We start from the raw sequence: 14,618 nt of genomic DNA, 5'->3' as shown, positions 1-14,618 counted from the left end.
CACCCCCCAGGTCATCCCATCGACAGGGGGCAACAGTCATGCCGGGCCCGGAGGCCAGCGGCCCTCTTGCAGGACCACGAAGAAGATAACGGGGGGCGGACGGTTCGGCGACGGCCGAAGGGAGCGGCGCTCACCCTGGACGTATGACCACAGAGCCTGCCCCGGCCTCGTTCGCCGCCCTCCATCACCGGCCCGGCGAGCCGCTGCTCCTGCCGAACGCCTGGGACCACGCCTCGGCCGCCGCCCTCGCGGCGCGCGGGTTTCCCGCGATCGCCACGTCGAGTCTCGCCGTGGCGGCGGCCGTCGGACTGCCCGACGGCCGGGGCGCGACCCGCGAGCACACCCTGCGCCTCGCCCGCACCCTCGGCTCGGAGCCCTACCTGCTCTCCGTCGACGCCGAGGACGGATTCTCCGACGACCCGGACGAAGTCGCCGCGCTGGCGGGACGGTTGTGGGCCGCGGGAGCCGTCGGCATCAATCTGGAGGACGGCCTCCAACCGGCCGCACGGCACGCCGCGAAGATCGCCGCGGTGAAGGCGGCTGTGCCCGGTCTGTTCGTCAACGCCCGCACGGACACGTACTGGCTGGGCGACGGTGACGAGACGGACACCCTGCACCGTCTCGACGCCTACCGGCAGGCGGGCGCCGACGGGGTGTTCGTGCCCGGCCTGACCGACCCAGGACGGATCGGGACCCTCATCCGGCACCTCGACGCCCCGCTCAACGTCCTCTATTCACCCACCGGCCCCACCGTGCCCCGGCTCGCCGCTCTCGGCGTCCGGCGGGTCAGCCTCGGCTCACTGCTCTACCGGCGGGCGCTGGGCGCGGCCCTGGACGCGATGGCCGACATCACCGCCGGGCGCACCCCGGGCGGTACCACACCTTCGTACGACGAAGTGTGCGCGCCGGGGGAAGGCCGCGCGTGAGTGTGGGCGTCGGGGAGGGCAGTGCGTGAGTAGGTGGGTGTGGGCGCCGGGGGAGGGCCGCACGTGAGCAGGTCGATGTGCGCGCCGGGGAGGGCCGCGCGTGAGCAGGTCGGTGTGGGCGTCGGGTGGGGGACCGCGGGTGAGAGGTCGGTGTCCGTCGGGGGAAGGTCCTCTCGGCGAGCAGACCGGTGTGGAAGGCGTCGCGGCGGGCAGGCCGGCGGACTGCGCGCGGTGATCCGGCATGGTCGGGCGGGCCGCCCAGCGCCAGGGGGACACGGGGCCGCGCCGCCGTGTCATGGAGGAGCGGCTCAGTCGTCGCTCTTCGTCTCCCGGGGCCAGTGGGTGAGGGCCAGGTGCAGGGCTTCGATCGCCTTGTCCCAGGACACCTGGACGTCCCGGTCCGCGCCGAAGCCGCCGGCCGACTCCAGCGCGCAGTAGCCGTGGAAGGTGCTCCGCAGCAGGCGTACGGCGTCCGTCAGGTCCGGTTCGTCCAGGCCGTAGCCGCGCAGCATGCCGTAGGTGATACGGGCGGTGCGGAGCATCGCCGGAGAGCCGGCGATCAGGGACTGGTCGATGCGGATCTGGGTGGCCGCGTAGCGACCCGGATGCTCCAGGGCGTAGCCGCGGTAGGCGCCGGCGAAGGCCGCCAGGGCGTTCTTACCGGCGCGCCCGGCCACGGCGGCCGCGATCCGGTCGATCAGCTCGCCGCCCGCGTACAGCGCGAGCCGGGTGCGCAGGTCCTCCAGATTCCGGACGTGCGAGTACAGGCTCGCGTCCCTCACGCCGAAGCGGCGGGCCAGCGCGGACAGGGTGACCTGCTCGAAGCCCGCCTCGTCGGCGAGTTCGGCGGCCGCCACGACGACACGTTCGGCACTCAGGCCTGCTCGGGCCATGGGGCCCTCCTTCCCGGGACGCCTGATCGGCCTCGGCCGGCGCCTAGCTATACCAGGAAGATCGCTGCGGAGAAAAAGAGCGGCCCGGCCGTGCGAGCGCCGGCCGAGGCTGTCGGTGCCGTGCGGACGCCGGCCGGGCGAGGGTGTCGGTTGCGTGCGTGTCGGGGGCGGGTCGGTGCGAACGCCGGCCGGCCGAAGGTGTCGGTGCCGTGCGGACGCCGGCCGGGCGAAGGTGTCGCTACGGTGCGGACGCCGGCCGGGCGAAGGTGTCGCTACGGTGCGGACGCCGGCCGGGCGAGGGCGTCGGTAGCGTGCGTGTCGGGGCGGGTCGGTCAAGCGGACTCGGGCGAGGGTGTCGCTACGGTGCGGACGCCGGCCGGCCGAGGGTGTCGGTTGCGTGCGTGTCGGGGCGGGTCGGTCAAGCGGGTCGGGCGAGGGTGTCGCTACGGTGCGGACGCCGGCCGGCCGAGGGTGTCGGTAGCGTGCGTGTCGGGGCGGGTCGGTCAAGCGGGTCGCGTGGGCGGGGCCGGGGCGAGGGTGAAGGAGAACTCGGCCGGCTCGGGGCGCAGGTGGTAGCGCGGCAGGGGGCCCGGGCCGCAGGACTGGGAGCCGATGCCGTGCTGGCGGTGGTCGAGGTTGACCCAGACCGTGTCGCCCGGCACCAGATCGGTGCGGTGGGTGGCGGCGTCCAGCTGCTCGGTGGTCCAGCGGCGGGCGGTGAGGAAGAACGCCGGGTCCCCCTCGACGCGCAGACCGCCCAGCTCCGCCCACCGCACGTCGATGCGGGCGCCGTTCTCCTGGGGACGGACGTAGGGGGTCTGCATCCCGTCCACCGTCGACTCCCAGCGGCCGACCGAGGCCGCCGTCCTGGTGTCCGGGTACGCCTCGCCGGGGCCACCGCCGTACCACCGGACACGGTCGGCCGCGGACAGCCCCAGGCGGACGCCGAGCCGGGGCAGCGGCACCTGCCAGTCGCCCTCCGGGACGACGGACACGGTCAGCCGCAGGCGTTCCCCGTCCGACGTCCAGCGGTACACGGTCGACAGACCCACCGCCCGGGCGGCGGGCGCCACCCGGGTGCGGACCGTCAGCGCGTCCTGCCCGCTCTCCACCGCGTCCAGGCGGTGCCGCATGCGGTGCAGGCCGAGCCTGCGCCACTTCGGGCCGTAGCGCAGGTCGCTCTGCCAGGCGGCGCCGTCGTCGTTGTCGGTGGTGGCCCGCCAGACGTCGAGGCGCAGACCGGTCACGGGTACCTCGCCGACCGCCCGCAGGTCGCCGGTGCGGGCGTCGAAGACGCCGGGTCCGAGCGTGACGACCCCGTCACCCGGTACGGGCCGGGCGTTCGCCGCGACGTACGGCACCCGGCCCGCCGACACCGGGATCTGCCCCCAGGCCACGACGTGGCCGCCGGGCGCCCACGGGGCGGCGGCCGCGAGTACCGCCCGGATCGTCCAGAGGGCCTCGCCGGCCGATGCCGCGGGCGCCGGCGCGGGCAGCTCGACGTCGGCCGACTCGCCCGGCGCCAGCCGGGGTGCCGGCAGCGTGCCGGAGCCCACCGTCTCCCCGTCGACCTGGTACGACCAGGTCAGGGCCAGTGCCGACAGATCGGCGAAGTCGTACTTGTTGGTGACGCGTACGGTGCCCTCCGGGCCGTCACCGGTGAGCCCGACCGGTTCGATCACCTTCTTGTACTCGACGAGGCCGGGCGAGGGCCGCCGGTCGGGGAAGAGCAGGCCGTCGCAGACGAAGTTGCCGTCGTGCAGCTCCTCGCCGAAGTCGCCGCCGTAGGCGTAGCCGTACCGCGCGTCCGCGATGCCGTGGTCGATCCACTCCCAGACGAAACCTCCCTGAAGCCGGCCGTAGGTCTCGAAGATCCGCTGGTAGTCGGCGAGTCCGCCCGGGCCGTTGCCCATGGCGTGGGCGTACTCGCAGAGGACGAAGGGGAGTTCACGGCGCCGCCGGGGGCCGCCGTCCAGTCCCCGGCCGATCCGCTCGACCTCGGCGTGGTCGGCGTACATGCGCGAGTAGACGTCCGTGTCACGGCAGTTGCGGTCGCCCTCGTAGTGCACGAGCCGGCCGGGATCCCGGCCGTGGATCCACTCGGACATCGCGGTCAGGCCGCGGCCGGTGCCCGCCTCGTTGCCGAGGGACCAGACGACGACCGAGGGGTGGTTCTTGTCCCGCTCGACCATGCGGGCCGCGCGGTCGAGCAGGGCGGGCGTCCAGCGGTCGTCGTCGACGGGGTTGTCCCGCCAGCCCTGTTCCGTGAAGCCGTGCGTCTCCAGGTCGCACTCGTCGACGACCCACAGGCCGTACTCGTCGCACAGGTCCAGGAACGCCGGGTGGGGCGGATAGTGGGAGGTGCGCACGGCGTTGATGTTGTGCCGCTTCATCAGCAGCACGTCCTCGCGCATGGTCGCCAGGTCCAGGGCGCGGCCGCGCTCCGGGTGCCACTCATGGCGGTTGACGCCCTTGAAGAGCACGGCACGGCCGTTGACCTCGATCAGCCCGTCCGACAGCCGCACGGTACGGAAACCGAGGCGCAGGGGTACCCGCTCGCCGCCGGTGGCCAGCACGCCGTCGTACAGCCTCGGCCTCTCCGCCGACCAGGGCTCGACCGGAACCGTCACCGGCTCGCCGGTCGCCACGTCGATGCCGAGGTCCGGGACGGTGACGCGGCCGGCCACCTCGGAGTCGACGCGCAGGGTGCCGCTGCCGTCGTGGTGGTCGTAGGAGGCGTGCACGAAGAAGTCCCGCACGCCGCCGGCCGGCCGGTGCAGCAGGGTGACGTCGCGGAAGATGCCCGGCAGCCACCACTGGTCCTGGTCCTCCAGGTAGGAGCCGGCCGACCACTGGTGCACCCGGACCGCCAGCACGTTGCCCGTGGCCCGCAGCAGATGGCCGACCGCGAACTCGTGGGGGAGCCGCGAGCCCTTGAACTCGCCGAGGAGCGTGCCGTTCAGCCACACCCGGGCGCAGGACTCCACGCCGTCGAAGCGCAGGACGGCGCCGCCGGCGGACGGCTCCGGCCAGTCCCCGGGCAGGTCGAAGACGCGCAGATGGTCGCCGGTCGGGTTCTCGGTGGGGACCCGGGGCGGGTCGACCGGGAACGGGTACAGGTGGTTGGTGTAGACGGGGGAGCCGTGCCCCTGGAGGACCCAGTGCCCGGGGACCGCCACCTCGGCCCAGTCGCCGGCGTCGTACCCCGGTGCCGCGAACGAGTCGTCCTCGGCGTCGGCGGTGTCCGACAGCCTGAAGCGCCAGTTGCCGCCGAGGGAGCAGGACTTGGCATCCGACGACGCGTACCAGGCGCGGGGTGGCAGCGCTCCGCCGCCCGGCGAGACGTCCTCGACGTAGTCGGTGCTGGTGCGGAAGGACATAAGTCTCCTAGCTCGGCCCCTGCCGCCGGTCCGTGCGGTCCCCGCACCCGAAGGCGCCGGAGGACGGTCACGGACGGCCGGGGCGGGACGGAAGCGGCGAGGGCGCCCCGCGCCGCCCCGCAGGCCGCAGGGCACCCTCCAGCGCGAACGTGGCCGCGCCGAGGGACACCGGGTCGGTGGGGATCGGGGAGAGGACGATCTCGGTGGCGGCCAGCGGCCAGCGGCCTGCGCAGCGCGTGCCGGGCGACGGCCCGGCGCACCTCCTCCAGGGGCCCGCCCCCGGCGGAGTCCTCGAAGCCGACCTCGGTGATCACACCCAGGTCCAGCAGCTCGCCGACGAGCGTGGCGACCGTGGCCGGGCTCAGCCCGGTGGCGGCGGCCGGTTCCTGCCGGGAGGCGGGGGATCCGGCGATGATCCGGCGCAGTACCTCGTAGCGGTTCGCGGTGCGGATGTCGCGTGACGTGCGCTTCACGCGGCTGCCACCTCCCGTCCGGGCCGGACCCTCCGTCCGGGCCGGGCTCTGTGTCCGGGCCGGCCCCTCCGTACGGGCCGGGCTCTCGTTCGGGCGGGCCCTTCATCCGGTCCGGTCCGGGCCGGGCCGGGTCAGACCGGGCCGAGACGGCGTCCGCACCGGAGCGGGCGTCAGGCTATGGGCCGTGCGGGGTTTCGACAAGGGGTTGGGAAAGGGGCTGGAGGAAGCCGCAGGGCGTGCGGTCGGCCGGCCAGGAGATCGCTTCCACATCCCACCCGGCGTGCGTGTCCGTTGACCCCCTCGTTCGGCCCGACCTACCGTGGAGAGCGGTTGCTGCCCGTGCGTCGCCCAGCCGGAAGGTCACGTCCTTGCCCGAGCGCCCTCAGGCTGTGTTCGCCATGACGGACCGGAACGTGCCGCACCTCTTCCCGCCGGACCTCCTCGCCCGGCTGCGCGCGTGCGTGGACGTCGACCCCACCCTGGTGGCGCGCGACTTCGCCGAGCCCCGGGTGCGTCAGGCCCTGGCCCGCACCGAGGTGCTGATCACCGGCTGGGGCTGCCCCCGGCTGGACGCGGCCGCCCTGGACGCGGCGCCCAAGCTGCGCGCCGTGCTGCACGCGGCCGGCTCGGTCAAGGGGTTCACCACCCCCGAGGTGTGGCGGCGCGGCATCCTGGTCTCCTCGGCCGCCGCCGCCAACGCCCTGCCCGTGGCGGAGTACACGCTCGCCATGATCCTGCTCACCGGCAAGGACGTCCTCGCCCACCTCCGCCGGCCACGCGACCCACGCGACGTCCCCCACGGCGGCGTCGCCCCCGGCGTCCCCGGCATCGGCAACCACGGCCGCCGCGTCGGCGTCGTCGGCGCCTCCCGCGTCGGCCGCCGGCTGCTCGAACTGCTCCGCCCGTACGACCTCGCCGTCACGCTCGCGGACCCGTACGTCGACGCGGCGGAGGCCGCCCGGCTCGGCGTGCCCCTGCTGCCGCTCGACGAGTTGCTGCGCACCTCCGACGTCGTCACGCTGCACGCGCCGCACACCCCGCAGACCCGGCACCTCGTCGGCGCCCGCGAACTCGCGTCGATGCCCGACGGATCGGTGCTCGTCAACACCGCGCGCGGTGCCCTCGTCGACCACGACGCGCTGACCGAGGAGCTGCGCACGGGCCGCCTCCGCGCCGTCCTGGACGTCACCGACCCCGAACCGCTGCCCGCCGACTCCCCGCTCCTCGGCCTCCCCAACGTGTTCGTCACCCCGCACCTGGCCGGCTCCCTGGGCAACGAGCTGGCCCGTCTGGGCCGCACGGTGGTCGACGAGGCCGAACGGCTGACCTCCGGCCGCGCCCTTGTGCACGCCGTCGACCAGGAGGGGCTGGAGCGGTCGGCGTGACGTGACGGACCCGAAGCCGTAGGGGCACACCCGGTGCCGCAGGGACACGCCGGGAACCGTAGGGCACGCCCGGTGCCGCAGGGACACGGCATGCCCGGAGCCGCAGGGGCACGCCTGAGCGCCGGTGCTGAGACACGCCGGCCCCGGAGGAGCCGGCGGCGTGGCGTGACGGACCCGTGCCGGGCTCCTCACCGGCCTTCACCCGGCGTGCTCGAGGGCGCCGTCCCGGACCGGTCCGCGCGCCGGGCGGGGACCCGGCACGGCCGGGCCGGACACGGGGGCATACGGTGAGAGGCGAACGCCTGAGCCGGGAGGAGACATACGGATGGGCAGTCGCACCGCGCTGGTCGAGGATCTGATGGAGCGGTTCCCGCATGTGCCACGGGAAGCGGTCTTCAAGGAGGATCTGCTCCGTGGCGGCGTCGCCTTCGACCCGTCCGCCCTCAGCGACAACGAGAGCGGCGAGGTCAAGCCGAAGTCGTACTTCATCTTCTCCTTCGACCACGGCACCCTGCCCGAACTGGGCGAGGCCGCGCTGCGCCGGCCGCCGGAGGAGATCATCCTCACGGGCGGCCCCTACGACCTTCGCCGTACGGTCGTCTCTGTACGGGTGAACCCCGCCTCGCCCTACCGGGTCGCCGCCGACGCCGAGGGACTGCTCGGGCTGTACCTCGACGGGAAGCGCATCGCCGACGTCGGTGTGCCGCCCATGCCCGAGTACTACCGGCACACCCTGTCCAACGGGAAGTCCGTGATGGAGGTCGCCCCCACCATCCAGTGGGGCTATCTGATCTATCTGACCGTCTTCCGGGTCTGCCAGTACTTCGGCGCCAAGGAGGAGTGCCAGTACTGCGACATCAACCACAACTGGCGCCAGCACAAGGCGGCCGGCCGGCCCTACACCGGGGTGAAGGACGTCGAGGAGGTCCTCGAGGCCCTGGAGATCATCGACCGGTACGACACCCAGAAGGCGTCCACGGCCTACACCCTCACCGGCGGCGCGATCACCAAGACCGTCGCCGGCCGGGACGAGGCCGACTTCTACGGCCACTACGCCAAGGCCATCGAGGAGCGCTTCCCGGGCCGCTGGATCGGCAAGGTGGTCGCACAGGCGCTGCCGAAGGCCGACGTGCAGCGGTTCAAGGACTACGGCGTGCAGATCTACCACCCCAACTTCGAGGTGTGGGACCGGCGGCTGTTCGAGCTGTACTGCCCGGGCAAGGAGCGCTACGTCGGCCGGGACGAGTGGCACAAGCGCATCCTCGACTCCACCGAGGTGTTCGGCGCCCGCAACGTGATCCCGAACTTCGTCGCGGGCGTCGAGATGGCGGAGCCGTTCGGCTTCACCACCGTCGACGAGGCGATCGCCTCCACCACCGAGGGCCTGCGGTTCTTCATGTCGCACGGCATCACGCCCCGTTTCACCACCTGGTGCCCGGAGCCCACCACCCCGCTCGGCAAGGCGAATCCGCAGGGCGCGCCGCTGGAGTACCACATCCGGCTGCTGGAGGCCTACCGCGCCACCATGGACGAGTTCGGGCTCTCCTCGCCTCCCGGCTACGGTCCGCCCGGGCCCGGTCGCGCGGTGTTCTCCGTCAGCTCCTTCATGGACAGCCTGCCCGCGGACGAAGCGGGGGCCGGATCGGCCGACGCACCCGCGGGCGACGCACCGGCGGTGCGGACCGAGGCGTGAGCCCGCCCCCCGGGTCGGCCGGGCGGTGAGCGGACCGGCTCCGGCACGCGTACCGAGTGCCGGAGCCGCGAGCGATCCGGGCCGGGCGGAGCCCGTCGAGCCCGCTCCTCGCAAGCGGCGCGAACAGGTGTCCGGACACGCTCGGTGAGCGGATGTGAACAGCCCGCTTGTCAGTGGTGTCACGGACGTGAAAGGCTCGGTGCCCTGCCGCGAGGTTTCGCACAACTCCCTTTGTCCTGTGGTGAGTTGACCTCGCACGTGGATGCAGGAGTTCCATGTCCGACCTGCCGACCCCCCAGGACGCCACCGAGGCCGCGCTGTTCTCGGAGGGCTGGGACGCGGTGCTCTCGTACGCCGACCTGTGCACCTCGGGGTCCTTGACGGCCCATCAGCTGGCGACCGAGGCGTTCACCCACGGCATGCGCGAGCTCCGCGCCGCCGCGCGCACCTATGTGCGAGGCGCCGGCCGCCGCACCGCGCGGCTGCCGACGATACCGGCGCTGCTCACCGCCGTGCGTGACACGGCGGCCGCCTGGGAGGCCGACGGCCGGGGACACCGGCTCGACCCCGACCTCCGGCTGTGGCTCAACTCGGGCAGCGCGGGCCGCTTCTCGGGGCCGCCGGCGCGGCGGCCCGTCGCACTGCGCGGACTGCGGGACATGCAGGAGGCCGACGCCTCGCTGCTGTGGCTGGCCGAGGTGGAGGCCCTGCCCCTGCCCACCGTCGCCCGCCGGCTCGGTCTGGACCCGGCCGGCCTCGCCGACGAACTCGAAGAGGTCCGCACCCTGTTCCGGGACCGCTGCCACCGCGCCCACCTGGACACCCCGACGGACACACCGTGCCGCAGCTACGCCCGGCTGCTGGACGCGGTCACCCGGTCGCCCGGGGTCGAGGCCCCCGACGACCTCTCCCGGCACCTGGCGACCTGTGCCGAGTGCGCCGAGGCCGCGGCCTGTCTGCGCCTGCACGGCGGCGGCCTGCCCGCCGCGCTGGCCGCCGGAGTCGTCGGCTGGGGCGGCCTCGCCTACCTGGAGCGCCGCCGCCGCGCCGCCGAGGTCCGGCTCGGCGCGGGCCGCCCCGGCACCACCGCCCCGGACGGCGACGACCCGGAGGAGGACGCGGGCCGCGGCCGGATCGTGCGGCGCGGCCTGCTTGCCGCGGCCGTACTGCTGTCCGCGCTGGCACTCGGCGTGTCGCTGATGCCGTTCGGCGAGTCGGGCGACGGCACGACCGCCGCCGCCCGCGTCGACCGCCGGCCCGCCACCGACGCTCCCCGTGTCCCTCCCACCACCCGTGGCCCGTCCCCGGCCGGCACGCCCGCCGCCACCCCCTCCACGGCATCCCCGCAGGCGAAGCGCGTGCGCACGGAACCCCGACCCGATTCCGAGGGCACCTCCGCCCCCGCCCGCGAGCCGTCCCGCCCCGGCGCCCCCGCCGCCTCGCGGGCGCCCGGCTGCCATGTCCGCTACGACCTGGTCGGCGAGTGGCCCGAGGGCTTCCAGGCCACCGTCACCGTCACCACCGACCTGGCCCTGACCGGCTGGCAGGTCGCCTGGAACTTCCCCGACGGTCAGCGGATCGGCCAGACGTGGGACGCCGAAGCCGACCAGAACGGCACCCGCGTCACCGCCACCGCCGCCGACTACAACAGCTCCGTCGCCGCGCACGGCACCCTGTCCTTCGGCTTCGTCGGCGCCTGGCGGGACCGGAACCGGGCGCCGTACGGCTTCACGCTCAACGGGGCTCCCTGCGCCGTCGGGTGAGCCTGCGGGCGCCGGGTGAGCCGGCCGCCGGGTGAGCCTGCGGGCGCCGGGTGAGCCGGCCGCCGGGTGAGCCCGTGGCCGCCGGAGGAGCCCGTGGCCGCCGGAGGAGCCCGCGGAACCGCCGCACGTGCGGGATGCGGCGCGCGGGAAAAGGCTTGGTGCAACCCCCGGCCCGCGGGCTACAGTTGCCGAGCACGCCGAGGTGGTGTGCATGACCCGAGTGTGTACGAGGAGGTGTCGACCGATGGCTGTCACTGTGCTGGGCGCTGCCCTCATCCAGGAACTCATCAAGTCCACCTCCGTGGCCACCGGCTGATCCGACCGCGCTCACCGCGCCTGCCCGGGGCCACCCTTGTGAAGGGTCTCCCTTGACTTCCACCTCCGCAGTGTTCTCCGCGCTCGCTCCCTACGGCTGGGACGACGCCTGGGCCGACGCGTTCACCCCCTACGCGGCCGAAGGGCTGCTGCCCGGTCGGGTGATCCGGGTCGACCGCGGCCAGTGCGACGTCGTCACGGCGGGCGGAGTCGTCCGCGCCGACACCGCCTTCGTCACCCCGCACGACCCGATGCGGGTCGTGTGCACCGGCGACTGGGTCGCCGTCGAACCCGGCGGCAACCCCCGCTACGTGCGCGTGTATCTGCCGCGCCGCACCGCGTTCGTGCGCTCCACCTCCTCCAAGCGGTCCGAGGGGCAGATCCTCGCCGCCAACGTCGACCACGCCGTCGTCGCCGTGTCCCTGGCCGTGGACCTCGACCTCGGCCGCGTCGAACGCTTCCTCGCCCTCGCCTGGGAGTCCGGCGCCCAGCCCGTCGTCGTCCTCACCAAGGCCGACCTCGTGCCGGACCCGGTGACCCTCGCCCACCTCGTGCAGGACGTGGAGACGAGCGCGCCCGGCGTGCCCGTCCTCACCGCCAGCGCCCTGCACGGCGACGGACTCGACACCCTCGACGCGCTCGTCGGCTCCGGCACCACCGTGCTGCTCGGCCAGTCCGGCGCGGGCAAGTCCACCCTGGCCAACGCCCTCGTCGGCGAGGACGTCATGGACGTACGGGCCGCGCGGGACATCGACGGCAAGGGCCGGCACACCACGACCACCCGCAACCTGCTCGCCCTGCCCTCCGGCGGTGTGCTCATCGACACCCCCGGGCTGCGTGGCGTCGGCCTCTTCGACGCCGAGACCGGCGTCGGCGCGGTCTTCGCCGAGATCGAGGAGCTGGCCGGACGGTGCCGCTTCCAGGACTGCGCCCACGACAGCGAGCCGGGCTGCGCGGTGCGCTCCGCCGTCGAGGACGGGGAGCTTCCGGTTCGGCGGCTGGAGAGCTACCGCAAGCTGATGCGGGAGAACCAGTGGATCGTGGCGAAGACGGACGCGCGGCTGCGTACCGAGATCAAGAGGGACTGGAAGCGGAAGGGGGCCGAGGGCAGGGCGGCGATGCAGGCGAAGCGGGGCCACTGGACGTAGCCCCGCCCACGGCCCCGGGCACGGGGCCCCATCGCCCCCCGGCACGGGGGTCCCCACTGCCCCCGGCACGGGGTCCCGCCGCCCCCGACGCGGGTCCCCAACCGCTCCCCGGGGCCGGGGGGAGCTTCACGGGCTCGGGGCCCTGGGCCCGGGGGCAGCTTCACGTCCGATTTCCGCCAGCCCGGTACCGTGTCCGCGGACCACACTGGAAGGCGTGATGGACGAGGACAGCAGGTACGAGGCGGTGCGCAGCCGGGACGGGCGGTTCGACGGGGCGTTCTTCTTCGCCGTGCGGACCACCGGGATCTACTGCCGGCCCAGCTGCCCGGCGGTGACGCCCAAGCGGTGCAACGTGCGGTTCTTCCCCACCGCCGCCGCCGCGCAGGGCTCCGGCTTCCGGGCGTGCCGCCGATGCCGGCCGGACGCCGTGCCGGGCTCGGCGGACTGGAACGTCCGCGCGGACGTCGTCGGCCGTGCCATGCGCCTGATCGCCGACGGGACCGTGGACCGCGACGGCGTCGCCGGGCTCGCCGCACGGCTCGGCTACAGCGCCCGCCAGGTACAGCGGCAGCTCACCGCCGAACTCGGCGCGGGTCCCGTGGCACTCGCCCGGGCCCAGCGGGCGCACACCGCCAGGGTGCTGCTGCAGACCACCGGGCTGCCGGTCACCGAGATCGCGTTCGCGTCCGGGTTCGCCAGCGTGCGGCAGTTCAACGACACCGTCCGCGAGGTGTACGACATGACGCCGACCGAGTTGCGTGCCGCCGCCCCCCGGGGCCGTGACGCGCGCCGCGCCGGCCCGGGCGCCGGCATCCCGCTGCGGCTCGCCTACCGGGGCCCGTACCAGGCGGGGGCCGTCTTCGACCAGCTGGCGCGGGAGGCGGTGCCCGGCGTCGAGGAGGTGACCGGCGTCCGGGGCGCCCGCACCCACCGGCGCACCCTCCGGCTGCCGTACGGCACCGCCCTCGTCGCCGTGGCGGAGCGCACCCGGGAGTCGCGGGCGGGCGGCGGCACCCGGCAGGGCGGCTGGCTCCAGGCACGGCTGCACCTCACCGACCCCAGGGACCTCACCACCGCGGTGCAGCGGCTGCGGCGCCTGTTCGACCTGGACGCCGACCCGTACGCCGTCGACGAGCGGCTCGGCACCGACCCGCGGCTCGCCCCTCTGGTCGCGGCGAGGCCCGGACTGCGCTCGCCCGGCGCCGTCGACCCGCTGGAGCCCGCCGTACGCGCGCTGGCCGGCACCGCGGGCGCCGAGGAGCTGGTGCGCCGGTACGGCAAAGCGCTCGACGCGCCCTGCGGCGCCCTCACCCATCTCTTCCCGGAGCCGGGCGTCCTCGCCGAGGCCGAGCCCGACGGCCCGCTGGGCGCGCTCGCCGCCGCCCTCGCCGACGGCACCGTACGGCTGGACCCGGGCGCCGACCGGGACGACGCCGAGCAGGCGCTGCTCGCCCTGCCCGGCATGGATCCCGCCACCGTCGCGACCCTCCGCGTCCGCGCCCTGGGCGATCCGGACGTGGCCCCGCCCGGGACACAGGCGCCCGACGCGTGGCGTCCGTGGCGGTCCTACGCCGTCCGGCATCTGTGCGTGGCGGCGGAGGTGGGACGATGACGACCGTGTATGTCACCCGGCTGGCCGCCCCCATCGGACCACTGCTGCTCACCGCCGACGCGGACGGGGCGCTCACCTCGGTGTCCGTGCCCGGACAGGAGGGCGGCCGGGTCGTCCAGGACGGCTGGCGGCAGGACCCGGGGCCGTTCCGCGCGGCCGGCGAGCAGCTCGCCGCCTACTTCGCGGGTGAACTCAAGGAGTTCCAGCTGCCGTTGCGCGCCGACGGCACCGATTTCCGGCAGCGGGTGTGGGCCGCGCTGGACGAGGTGCCGTACGGCGCCACCGCGACCTACGGCGAGATCGCCGCCCGTATCGGCGCGTCCCGCCCGGCCGTCCGCGCGGTCGGCGGGGCCATCGGCGCCAACCCGCTGCTCATCGTGCGCCCCTGCCACCGGGTCATCGGCGCGAACGGGACGATGACCGGGTACGCGGGCGGGCTCGAGCGCAAGGTGTGGCTGCTCACCCTGGAGGGCGCGCTCGCCGGCCGCTAGGACCCCGCCGGCCCCCGGCCGTACACCCGGCGCGGAGGGACCCGGATCACCTCCTCGCTCGGCTGCGCCCCCAAGTCGTGTGGGCCGGCCAGGAGTTCGGCCTCGCCCCGGATGTCCGCACCGCGCACCCGCCAGGGCCGCACGCTCACGATGCCGTCCACGACCAGGGCGACCTTCGGATCGTGCCGGAGGTCGCGCCACTTCTTCGTGTCTTCGTGGCGCCCGTGGAGTACTCGCCGATCAGGATCGTGCCGTCGTCCCGGGGGAAGAAGCCGACGGGGCTCGCCCGCGCCTGCCGTGCTCGCGCCCGTGCCTGCCGTGCTCGCGCCCGTGCTCGTGCCGTGCTCGTGCCGTGCCGTGCTCGCGCCCGTGCTCGTGCTCGTGCCGTGCCGTGCTCGCGCCCGTGCTCGTGCTCGCGCCCGTGCTCGTGCTCGCGCCCGTGCTCGTGCCGTGCCGTGCTCGCGCCCGTGCTCGCGCCCGTGCTCGTGCTCGCGCCCGTGCTCGTGCCGTGCCGTGCTCGCGCCCGTGCCGTGCCGCGC

At 74.8% G+C, this 14,618-nt stretch carries 9 protein-coding genes and 2 pseudogenes; 7 read left to right on the top strand and 4 right to left on the bottom strand.

Going from position 1 to position 14,618, the window contains the following annotated elements; translation table 11 throughout:
• Window positions 1-143 precede the first annotated feature (143 nt).
• Window positions 144-926, top strand: a complete 783-nt coding sequence (locus tag ABVB68_RS36240; RefSeq protein ID WP_353605476.1) for an isocitrate lyase/PEP mutase family protein — start codon at window positions 144-146, stop codon at window positions 924-926.
• 308 nt (window positions 927-1,234) lie between these two features.
• Here the strand turns inward: ABVB68_RS36240 and ABVB68_RS36235 are convergent, their stop codons facing one another.
• From ABVB68_RS36235 to ABVB68_RS36225, 3 genes and pseudogenes are all read right to left on the bottom strand, one after another.
• Window positions 1,235-1,819: a TetR/AcrR family transcriptional regulator gene (locus ABVB68_RS36235; protein WP_353605475.1), complete on the bottom strand. Its 585-nt coding sequence runs from the start codon at window positions 1,817-1,819 to the stop codon at window positions 1,235-1,237.
• Window positions 1,820-2,322: 503 nt separating this feature from the next.
• On the bottom strand, window positions 2,323-5,199 hold the full coding sequence (locus ABVB68_RS36230) for a glycoside hydrolase family 2 TIM barrel-domain containing protein (protein WP_353605474.1): 2,877 nt from the start codon (window positions 5,197-5,199) through the stop codon (window positions 2,323-2,325).
• 269 nt (window positions 5,200-5,468) lie between these two features.
• A pseudogene (locus ABVB68_RS36225) lies at window positions 5,469-5,672 on the bottom strand (winged helix-turn-helix domain-containing protein); the annotation flags it as partial.
• A 368-nt stretch (window positions 5,673-6,040) separates the two neighbouring features.
• Here ABVB68_RS36225 and ABVB68_RS36220 point away from each other — a divergent pair.
• The 6 genes from ABVB68_RS36220 to ABVB68_RS36195 all read left to right on the top strand — a co-directional run bounded on the left by ABVB68_RS36220 (window position 6,041) and on the right by ABVB68_RS36195 (window position 14,079).
• Window positions 6,041-7,057, top strand: a complete 1,017-nt coding sequence (locus ABVB68_RS36220; protein WP_353605473.1) for a hydroxyacid dehydrogenase — start codon at window positions 6,041-6,043, stop codon at window positions 7,055-7,057.
• A 325-nt stretch (window positions 7,058-7,382) separates the two neighbouring features.
• The gene (locus ABVB68_RS36215) at window positions 7,383-8,750 is read left to right on the top strand and encodes a radical SAM protein (protein ID WP_353605472.1); all 1,368 of its coding nucleotides are present in this window, start codon (window positions 7,383-7,385) and stop codon (window positions 8,748-8,750) included.
• A gap of 275 nt (window positions 8,751-9,025) precedes the next feature.
• Window positions 9,026-10,513 (top strand): cellulose binding domain-containing protein, encoded by a 1,488-nt coding sequence (locus tag ABVB68_RS36210; protein WP_353605471.1) that lies wholly within the window; start codon window positions 9,026-9,028, stop codon window positions 10,511-10,513.
• A gap of 368 nt (window positions 10,514-10,881) precedes the next feature.
• Window positions 10,882-11,976, top strand: coding sequence for a ribosome small subunit-dependent GTPase A (gene rsgA, locus ABVB68_RS36205; protein WP_353605470.1), 1,095 nt, complete (start codon window positions 10,882-10,884; stop codon window positions 11,974-11,976).
• 217 nt (window positions 11,977-12,193) lie between these two features.
• Complete coding sequence (locus tag ABVB68_RS36200) at window positions 12,194-13,588, top strand: DNA-3-methyladenine glycosylase 2 family protein (RefSeq protein ID WP_353605477.1); 1,395 nt, start codon at window positions 12,194-12,196, stop codon at window positions 13,586-13,588.
• Window positions 13,585-14,079, top strand: coding sequence for a methylated-DNA--[protein]-cysteine S-methyltransferase (locus tag ABVB68_RS36195; protein WP_353605469.1), 495 nt, complete (start codon window positions 13,585-13,587; stop codon window positions 14,077-14,079). The genes ABVB68_RS36200 and ABVB68_RS36195 overlap by 4 nt, the downstream gene beginning before the upstream one ends.
• Here the strand turns inward: ABVB68_RS36195 and ABVB68_RS36190 are convergent.
• Window positions 14,076-14,374 (bottom strand): annotated as a pseudogene (locus tag ABVB68_RS36190) (PNPOx family protein); the annotation flags it as partial. The gene ABVB68_RS36195 and the pseudogene ABVB68_RS36190 sit on opposite strands and share 4 nt — an antisense overlap.
• Window positions 14,375-14,618: the final 244 nt, after the last annotated feature.

It is taken from the genome of Streptomyces sp. NPDC096012, assembly GCF_040426375.1.
GTDB lineage: Bacteria > Actinomycetota > Actinomycetes > Streptomycetales > Streptomycetaceae > Streptomyces.
This window is presented reverse-complemented; position numbering and strand designations above follow the sequence as displayed.

What these genes read in the sequence shown, in the direction of transcription:
- ABVB68_RS36240 (WP_353605476.1), top strand. Translation starts at nt 144, where the DNA reads ATGACCACAGAGCCTGCCCCGGCCTCGTTCGCCGCCCTCCATCACCGG.
- ABVB68_RS36235 (WP_353605475.1), bottom strand. Translation starts at nt 1,819, where the DNA reads ATGGCCCGAGCAGGCCTGAGTGCCGAACGTGTCGTCGTGGCGGCCGCC.
- ABVB68_RS36230 (WP_353605474.1), bottom strand. Translation starts at nt 5,199, where the DNA reads ATGTCCTTCCGCACCAGCACCGACTACGTCGAGGACGTCTCGCCGGGC.
- ABVB68_RS36215 (WP_353605472.1), top strand. Translation starts at nt 7,383, where the DNA reads ATGGGCAGTCGCACCGCGCTGGTCGAGGATCTGATGGAGCGGTTCCCG.
- ABVB68_RS36210 (WP_353605471.1), top strand. Translation starts at nt 9,026, where the DNA reads ATGTCCGACCTGCCGACCCCCCAGGACGCCACCGAGGCCGCGCTGTTC.
- ABVB68_RS36200 (WP_353605477.1), top strand. Translation starts at nt 12,194, where the DNA reads ATGGACGAGGACAGCAGGTACGAGGCGGTGCGCAGCCGGGACGGGCGG.
- ABVB68_RS36195 (WP_353605469.1), top strand. Translation starts at nt 13,585, where the DNA reads ATGACGACCGTGTATGTCACCCGGCTGGCCGCCCCCATCGGACCACTG.